The organism is Cyanobium sp. BA20m-14 (assembly GCF_024346295.1).
The window spans coordinates 43,804-51,426 of sequence record NZ_JAGQCR010000001.1 but is presented as its reverse complement, the minus strand read 5'-3'; the positions used below and the strand labels follow the sequence as shown (position 1 = coordinate 51,426).

Annotated in this window: 9 protein-coding genes, 1 tRNA gene and 1 pseudogene; 2 read left to right on the top strand and 9 right to left on the bottom strand. The window is 65.7% G+C overall.

Annotated elements, in window-relative coordinates; translation table 11 throughout:
* Positions 1-120, bottom strand: a pseudogene (locus KBZ07_RS00270) (photosystem II q(b) protein); the annotation flags it as partial.
* Between the two features lie 248 nt (positions 121-368).
* On the opposite strand from KBZ07_RS00270, the gene KBZ07_RS00265 reads away from it, so the two are divergent.
* On the top strand, positions 369-491 hold the full coding sequence (locus KBZ07_RS00265) for a hypothetical protein (RefSeq protein WP_254929740.1): 123 nt from the start codon (positions 369-371) through the stop codon (positions 489-491).
* Positions 492-676: 185 nt separating this feature from the next.
* Here KBZ07_RS00265 and KBZ07_RS00260 read toward each other — a convergent pair whose 3' ends face one another.
* The 8 genes from KBZ07_RS00260 to KBZ07_RS00225 all read right to left on the bottom strand — a co-directional run bounded on the left by KBZ07_RS00260 (position 677) and on the right by KBZ07_RS00225 (position 6,371).
* The gene (locus KBZ07_RS00260; protein WP_254929739.1) at positions 677-3,073 is read right to left on the bottom strand and encodes a TOTE conflict system archaeo-eukaryotic primase domain-containing protein; all 2,397 of its coding nucleotides are present in this window, start codon (positions 3,071-3,073) and stop codon (positions 677-679) included.
* Positions 3,074-3,085: 12 nt separating this feature from the next.
* Entirely contained in the window at positions 3,086-3,433 is a 348-nt protein-coding gene (locus KBZ07_RS00255) for a type II toxin-antitoxin system PemK/MazF family toxin (RefSeq protein ID WP_254929743.1), read from the bottom strand.
* On the bottom strand, positions 3,433-3,750 hold the full coding sequence (locus KBZ07_RS00250; protein WP_254929738.1) for a ribbon-helix-helix protein, CopG family: 318 nt from the start codon (positions 3,748-3,750) through the stop codon (positions 3,433-3,435). Before KBZ07_RS00250 ends, KBZ07_RS00255 begins: the two co-directional genes overlap by 1 nt.
* Positions 3,751-3,813: 63 nt before the next feature.
* The gene (locus tag KBZ07_RS00245; protein ID WP_254929737.1) at positions 3,814-4,095 is read right to left on the bottom strand and encodes a type II toxin-antitoxin system RelE/ParE family toxin; all 282 of its coding nucleotides are present in this window, start codon (positions 4,093-4,095) and stop codon (positions 3,814-3,816) included.
* A complete protein-coding gene (locus tag KBZ07_RS00240; protein WP_254929736.1) occupies positions 4,085-4,339 on the bottom strand; it encodes a type II toxin-antitoxin system Phd/YefM family antitoxin in 255 nt (84 codons plus the stop codon). Before KBZ07_RS00240 ends, KBZ07_RS00245 begins: the two co-directional genes overlap by 11 nt.
* Before the next feature lie 260 nt (positions 4,340-4,599).
* Positions 4,600-4,671 (bottom strand) — tRNA-Gly (locus KBZ07_RS00235).
* A 33-nt stretch (positions 4,672-4,704) separates the two neighbouring features.
* Positions 4,705-5,160, bottom strand: coding sequence for a hypothetical protein (locus KBZ07_RS00230; RefSeq protein WP_254929735.1), 456 nt, complete (start codon positions 5,158-5,160; stop codon positions 4,705-4,707).
* A 59-nt stretch (positions 5,161-5,219) separates the two neighbouring features.
* Positions 5,220-6,371: an alanine--glyoxylate aminotransferase family protein gene (locus KBZ07_RS00225; protein ID WP_254929734.1), complete on the bottom strand. Its 1,152-nt coding sequence runs from the start codon at positions 6,369-6,371 to the stop codon at positions 5,220-5,222.
* Between the two features lie 66 nt (positions 6,372-6,437).
* On the opposite strand from KBZ07_RS00225, the gene cbiD reads away from it, so the two are divergent.
* Complete coding sequence (gene cbiD, locus KBZ07_RS00220) at positions 6,438-7,595, top strand: cobalt-precorrin-5B (C(1))-methyltransferase CbiD (RefSeq protein WP_254929742.1); 1,158 nt, start codon at positions 6,438-6,440, stop codon at positions 7,593-7,595.
* The last annotated feature ends 28 nt before the right edge of the window (positions 7,596-7,623 follow it).

Here is a 7,623-nt window from a genome sequence, read left to right as displayed (position 1 = left end):
GCAGGGGATCATCAGCACACCGAACCAGCCCACATAGAGGCGGTTGTTGGTGGAGGTGACCCAGTCGCAAAACTGGTTCCACGCAGAAGCGCCTTGGCGCTGCTGAATAGTGGTTGTCATGAGAACGGTTTGGGGAAGGGCTTGCCTGACGTTTGCCGGGAGGCTCTGCAGGAAAGCGGTAGGTAGATGCGGGCGGAAACCGCACTCTCATCTCACCTTAACACCTGTTCACACTTTTGAGCTAGATCAGGGTCGCCATTGGCCAGCAGCAGGTCCGATGACGCCGATAAGTCTCGCTGATCACGCCCAGCAGTCTCAACTCGAGAGGACCCGCAGCAAGCACTCCTTGCGGAGCCCTGCGTTGCTTTATGGCCATCACCGATCATTGGTGCCAATCTGAAATGCACCAGCCCTTTAGTTTGATGCCGACGCAGGGAATTGCGATCGAGCTCAGCGACCAGCAGGCCCTATCTATGAGCAAAACAGCTTGATTTCTCCATGTCAGTGAGTTTTAGCGGTCAGCTGCTGATTTGGTTCTGAGCAAAGACCAGGAGCCCTGTCGCCGCTTGCCTTTGATGCGCTGGCTGAGCCTGACAAATGGGGCGTGCTCACTGTCCTGGAGCGGAACCGATGACGCAGGCTTTGACTACTTCAGTTGCTTCCGAGAGATCGACGGTCATTTCTTGGAGCAAAAACTCGGCATGGTTCGCTGATCTGAAATCAGTCCATACCCCATGGCCCGATAACCCCGCAGCCGCCGCTCCCACATACGTTGCGGCACCGGATGGCCGAGGTCGAGCCAGTCGATGATCCGCACGCTGGTTTTCCCCGCTTGATTCCGGTGCAGGCGGCCGGCGTACTGCTGCAGGGTGCCCTTCCAGGACACGGGCATTGCCAGCAGAAGGGTGTCCAGGGGCGGATGGTCAAAGCCCTCACCTACCAGTCGCCCGGTGGCCAGCACGATACGGGGCGCCTCCGGTGGCAACGCTTCCAGCGCGGCCAGGGTGGCGCTGCGCTGGCGTGCGCTCAGGCGGCCATGCAACAGAAACAGGTTCGTTACCTGATCAGCCAGAGCGTTGGCGATCGCCGTGATGTGACCTGTGCGCTCACTGAGCAGCAGCAGCTTGCGGCCCGCTTCCCAGCAGGCGAGGGCCTCGGCCACGATCCGGTCGGAGCGTGATTGATCCTCCACCAGCCGGCGCATCAGCTCCTGGATAGGTAGATCGGCGGGCAGCCCATCGAGTTGATGGGTGCGGCTCACCAGTTCCAGGGTCTGGGGCGCTCCGGCGGGCCGCTGGGCGGTGTGGCGGATGGGTCCGCATTGCATAAAAATGATTGGGTGCAAACCATCGCGGCGCACCAAGGTGGCCGAAAGCCCCAGCACGTAGCGGGCCTTCAACTGCTTGAGGATTGTTTCAAAAGAGGCGGCGGCGATGTGGTGACACTCGTCGACGATCACCTGTCCGTAGTTCTGCACCACGGGGTTCACCTCCCCCTTCCGTACCAAGGACTGCATCACGGCGATGTCGAGGCGGCCGGAGGGTTTGGCCTTGCCGCCACCGATGCGACCGATCGCTTCAGCGGGGACGTCTAGGAAGGTCTGCAACCGCTCCTGCCATTGGCGCAACAGCTCGGCCCGATGCACCAGCACCAGGGTGTTGACCCCGCGGCGCGCCAGGATCGCTGCTGCCACAATGGTTTTCCCGAAGGCTGTCGGCGCTTGCAGCACACCGATGTCATGGTGCAGCATTGCCTCCACTGCGGCCTCCTGATCAGCGCGCAGCCGGCCCGCGAAAGCCAGCTCCAGCGGTGAGCCGCTCTGGCGTTCATCCACCAGCTCCCAGCTGATTCCTTGTTCCTGCAACAGGGCCTGCACCGGCCCCAGGCAGCCGCGCGGCAGGGCAATGTGCTGCGGGAAGTTTTCGGCGCCGCCGATCACCCGCGGCTTGTCCCACACCGACTGGCGCATGGCCTGGGCTTTGTAGAAGGCGGGATTGGCAAAGGCCGCCAGGCGGATCAGGTGATTGAGCAGCGGCTGCTGCAACCCCGAGCGCTCTACATACAGCCGATCGGCCAGGGTGAGGCTGAGCGCCGCCGGCAGCGGCCCGCTGATCTTTGGCACCGCCGGAGGTGTCAGCCATGGGGTCGCCAGGTCCTCCGAGTCGATGAAGGCGAGATCGAGGGGATGGCCACCGCCGGTGGCGCCCTGGATCACGCTCTTCAGCCCCGCTAGAGACAAGCGCTGCAGAGTCGCCAGATAGGCCCACTGGTCGGGATAGGGCTGCAGGTCGTCATCCACGAACACGCTGCAACCCCGCTGCCGAGCTTCCTTCTGCAGCGGCAGGGCGATCAGATTGCCGAAACCGCCCTTCGGCAGGGTGTCCTGGTTGGGGAACAGCCGGTCATAGGAGCTCAGCTCCAGCTGGCGTGTCGAGGAGCAGGTATGGCTGATCAGGGCGGCCCCCAGCTGGCGAGCCTCCTGCGCCGATACGGCCTCCTCGAAGAACACCCACACGTGGGCGCCCTCGCCAGAGCGGGAGATCTCCAGCGCTGCGGGCACCGCCAGCTCCCGGCAGGAGCGCAGAAAGGCCCGGGCGTCGTCCCGCCAGTCCTGCTCGTCAAAGTCGACAGCCAGCAGGTGGCAATGGTCGTTTTCCAGCAGGGGGTAGAGGCCGAGGGTGTGGTCTCCGGCCTGATGGCCATAGATCGCTTCATCGCTGAGGGGCAGGAGCTCCCGGTGTTGGCAATCGCGGCAGGCCACCCGCGGCTTTTCGCAGATGCCCTGCCGCCACTCATTGGCGCAGGCCGGGGCATAGCCCGAGCGCCCGCTGCTGCTGCTCTGCCAGCGCAGGGCATAGACGTCTCTGCGGCCGCGGAAGAGACGCCGGAACAGGGCCAGCTTCTCTTGGGTTGAAGCGGGACCCTTGACTGGGGCCTGGAGTGAAATCGGCGCAGGTTTAGATAGGCCAGGTGTGCCGGGGCGCAAGGCGATGCCGTGCGTCTCCAGCAGTCCAATCAGGCGAGCGTTCTCCAGACGTAGCTGATCGAGCTCAGAGGGTTTGGAGTCGGCCATGGCATGGATCCCTCAGGCGAGGCCGATTCCCAGCACTCCCAGCAGCGCCCGTTCCAGCTCCGCCAGTTCCTCGGGGCTGAGGGTCGTGAGGGGGCCATCGCCCAGGCGGGAGTGATCGAGGGATCGAGGCTGGTCCGCCATCGCAAAGGAGTCGCAGAGAAGGCGGTCGCGGCTGCGGATTGGGACCCGCAGCGCCCGAGCGCCCGGGCGGTCTTGGGTGGTCAGGGGCACCACGATCACCGTGGCCAGGCCGGCATGTGTGATCGGATCGGCCTGAACGATCACCACTGGACGCAGCTTGCCCACTTCCGCGCCCTGATTGGGATTCAGACGCGCCACCCAGATCTCACCCCGATGCATCAGCGCCACCACTGCTGGGGCATCGGCTGCCCGCTTCGCTCCTGGGAGTTGGCTTGCTCCGCCAACGCCAGTGCCTCGCCCTCGGTCGGCAGGAAATCTGCCGCCACATGGAGGCTTTCGGCCCGGGCCGAGGCATCGCTCGCCAGCGCTTCTGCGGCGGCGACGAGCCCGGCCACCAAGCGCTCCTGCTCCCGGCGGCGCAGCAGCTCCTCCAGGGCTTCGCGGATCAGTTCCGAGCGCGGTTGGCCGCAGTGACGGGCCTCCTCGCCCAGTCGGCGGCCTAGCTCGTGGGGCAACCGCAGGCTGAACGCTGCCATGCGTGATGTGCTGACAATGTGTATTTCATCCTGTCATGCACGAGGTGGTGCGGCAAAGTCTTTTCAGCGCTGATCGGCCTGGCGGTAGACAGCATTGCGCTCCCGCTTGCCTACTGCCACAACAAGCACCAGCACCTCGCAATCCCGCACTTCGTAGACCAAGCGGAAACCAGCGGCGCGGAGCTTGATCTTGAAGCGATGACTGGAGCCCCGCAGCTTGCTGGCGGGAATCCGCGGTTCGATCAGCCGTTCGGCCAACTTCTTCTTGAACTGCTCCCTGATCCCTGCGCTCAGGGTCCACCATTCCCGCAGGGCTTCGGGATGAAAGGCCAGCTCATAGGGCATCGAGGCTGACCCGCAGCGGCTCCTGCCCATCCGCCAGCCGGGCATCGGCAATGCGGCCCAGCTCCAGGTCTTCCACGAGATCTATGAGCTCCTCGTAGGCCTTGGCCGGAACGCAGTAGAAGGCCGGCTCATTGCGGTTGAGCACGGCGACCGCCATCCCTTCACCGGCCGCCACGGTGGCCATGGGGTTCTTTTTGTGTTCCGAGATGCTTACGGCGGTTTCGGTCAGCACGCGATGTGCCATTAGAGGGTCAGGCCGGGTCAGAACCGCATCTTAGGTCGCCGGTCAGGTCTCAGGTTCGGTCGATCCACGGCGACAACCCGGGCCGATCAAGGACGGTCAGATCAGGCCATGAAACGACTCGGGGGTGAGAAGCCCTGTGAGAAGGTTGAACCAATCGCGGATATTAGCTGTCATTCACAGTCAACTTCTGGCGTGCTGCCAGCGAGTGCAAAGCGAGATGGTCGCTTGAGAAGCAACAAATTTTCAGGCCTGAACTGGTAAGCGGGTGACCGGACTCGAACCGGCGACGTTCAGCTTGGGAAGCTGACATTCTACCACTGAATTACACCCGCATTTGTTTAACTTAGTCCGTCAGAGCCCCGCTGTCAGGGCTTGGCGGGCGCAGCGGCCGCTGCGGGCTCCTCACACTTCACCGCAGCCGAGAGGGCGCGGCGGGCGGCGATTACAGGCGTCGATTTGGCCTTGAGTGTCAGTGCCGCCTGCTCGAGGGTTTGGTTCTTGTTGCTGGCGACCGTAGCCACTTCGCCCTTGAAGGCCTTGAGCTGGGTCTGGAAGTTCTGCAGGCGCAGTTGCTCGAGCTTCTGCTCCGTCTTCTCCAGCGCCGCCAGCGAGGTGGCCAGGGCCCTGTCGGCAGCAGTGGCCTCGCCGACGGTGGAGCTGGGCTTGAGGGCTGCCACCTGATCGAGCGCCTTGCCGACCGCCGCCAGCTGGGTGCATATCTGGGCTTCGGTCTTCTGTTCCTTCTTGGCGAGATCCTGCTTCTGGCAGCCGGCGGCCGCCAGGGCTACCAGGCAGGTGAGGGCAATCAGAGGGCGGCGCATGAAACAGGTTTCTGTCTGAGGAGAACCATAGGCAACCGCCTTCTTTCTGCCACCCTTATTCAGCGGTTCAGTTGCGCCGCAGCTGCAGCCACACCTGCCCCCATGTTGCCCTTGTGCAGGCCCAGATCCGCCAGGGTGGCCTCGATGGCGGCCACGGCCGTGAGCACGTCGCGGTCGCACACAAAGCCCAGGTGGCCGATGCGGAACACCTTGCCCTTGAGGTGGTCCTGGCCGCCGGCCAGCAGGATGTCGAACTTCTCCTTGACGGCCTTGCGCAGGGCCTCGGCGTCGATGCCCTCGGGGGCTACCGCGGTGATGGCGGGGCTGCCGTGGCCCTCTGCCGCATAGAGGGGCAGGCCCATGGCCTCCATGCCGGCCTGGGCGGCGGCGCGGTGGCGGGCATGGCGGGCAAAGATCGCCTCCAGGCCCTCGGCCTGCATCATCTCCAGGGCCGCCTCCAGGGCGAAGTAGAGGTTGATGGCCGGGGTGAAGGGGTTGCTGTCGGCCTGGGCCGATTTCCGGTATTTGCCCAGATCCAGATAGAACTTGGGCAGGTCGGAGCGCCCATAGGCCTCCCAGGCCCGCTCGCTCATTGCCACGAAGGCCAGACCCGGCGGCATCATGTACCCCTTCTGGGAGCCGGAGCCGATCACATCGAGGCCCCACTCATCCATCGGCACGTTGCAGGCGCCGAGGCTGGTGACGCAGTCGGCAATGGTGAGGGCGGTGCCGTGGGCACGGGCGTGTTTGGCGATCGCTTCCAGATCGTTGATCACGCCGGTGGAGGTTTCCGAGTGGGTGAGGATCACGGCCTTGATCGCCTTGGCCGTGTCGGCTTCCAAGGCGGTGCGGAAGGCCTCGGGATCGAGGGGCTGGCCCCACTCGGCCTGGATCACCTGCACGTCGAGGCCATATGCCCTGGCCAGCTTCACCCAGCGCTCCCCAAACTTGCCGTTGTCGCCGCAGAGCACCTTCTCGCCCTTGCTGAGCACGTTGATGATCCCGGCCTCCATGGCCGCGGTGCCGCTGCCGGTGATGGCCAGCACGTCGCCAGTGGTTTGGTGCAGCCACTGCAGCTGCTTGGTGGTGCGCTTGACAATCTTCTGAAAGTCGGCGCTGCGGTGGCCGATCGGGTGGCGGCCCATCGCCTGCAGGACGGTTTCCGGCACCGGGGTGGGGCCGGGGATCATCAGGCTGAGTTTGTCCTGCATGGTTAGGGGGGTAGGGCTGGCGGCATCGGGCCGCCCAATCCACCACCATAAAAAATAATCCCGCCCCTGTCCTCCCCCGTGGCCCAGCCGACCCAGCCCCAGGGCTACACCGTGCCGGTTTGGCTGACGGCGGCGGCGCGGGCGGCCCTGCTGACCCTGCGGGCTGAGCCCTGGCAGCGGCTCCAGCCCCTTTGGCTCGATCCCAACAACTCCAACCCGGAGAACGGGCCTCCGCCCGCTTTGGTGCCGGTGGAAGCGGCCGCCCCCCTGGCCGACGGCTGGGTGCTGGCCATGGCCCACTGCGATCCGGGGCCGGAGGTGCTCGATCTCACCCGGGGCCTGGCCCTGTGGGTATTGCTGCGGTGGCGGCAGGGCCCTGGCGATTGGCTTGAGCTGCGGGCCGGCGAGGGGGTAGGGGTGCTGCAGGCCAGCGGCGAGCCCTGCCTGTCGGCCTATGCCCGCCAGCTACTGGAGTGCAATCTCCGGCCCCTGCTGCCCGAGGGCCGTTGCCTCGAGCTGGTGGTGGTGATCCCCCAGGGGCGGCGCTTGGCCGAGCGCACCAGCAACGCCGCCTTTGGGGTGGTGGACGGGCTGGCCCTGATCGGTACCCAGGCCGAGGTGCAGCGCAGTGCGGCCCCAGATCAGCTGGGCCTGGCCTTGGCCGAGCTGCGTGAGCGCTGCGGGGCCGAGGATTTTGGCGGCGCTCTGGTGCTGGTGATCGGCGCCAATGGGCTGGACCTGGCCCAGCAGCTGGGGGTGCCGCCCCAGCTGCTGCTGAAGGCCGGCAACTGGCTTGGGCCCCTGCTGGTGGCGGCAGCGGAGGCCGGCGTTCAGCGCTTGCTGTTGTTTGGCTACCAGGGCAAGTTGATCAAGTTGGCCGGGGGGATTTTCCATACCCACCACCACCTGGCCGATGGCCGGGCCGAGGTGCTCACGGCGCTGGCAGCCCTGGCGGGCCTGGGGGGTGCCGCGCTGCAGGCCCTGCACGATGCCCCCACGGTGGAGGAGGCGCTGGCCCAGCTGGATCGGCTCGATGGCCCCAGGGCTGAGCAGCTGCGCCAGCACATCGCGGCGGCGGTGGAGCGGCGCAGCCTGGCCTATCTGGCCCGCTACGGCCAGGAGCAGATGGCGGTGGGGGCGGTGCTCTTTGACCGTTCCCGCCGGATCTGCGCCGCTGGGCCCGCGGGCCTGGAGCAGCTCACGGCCATGGGAATGCGGCCCTAGTCAGGCGGCCTTAGTCAGGCGGCCTTAG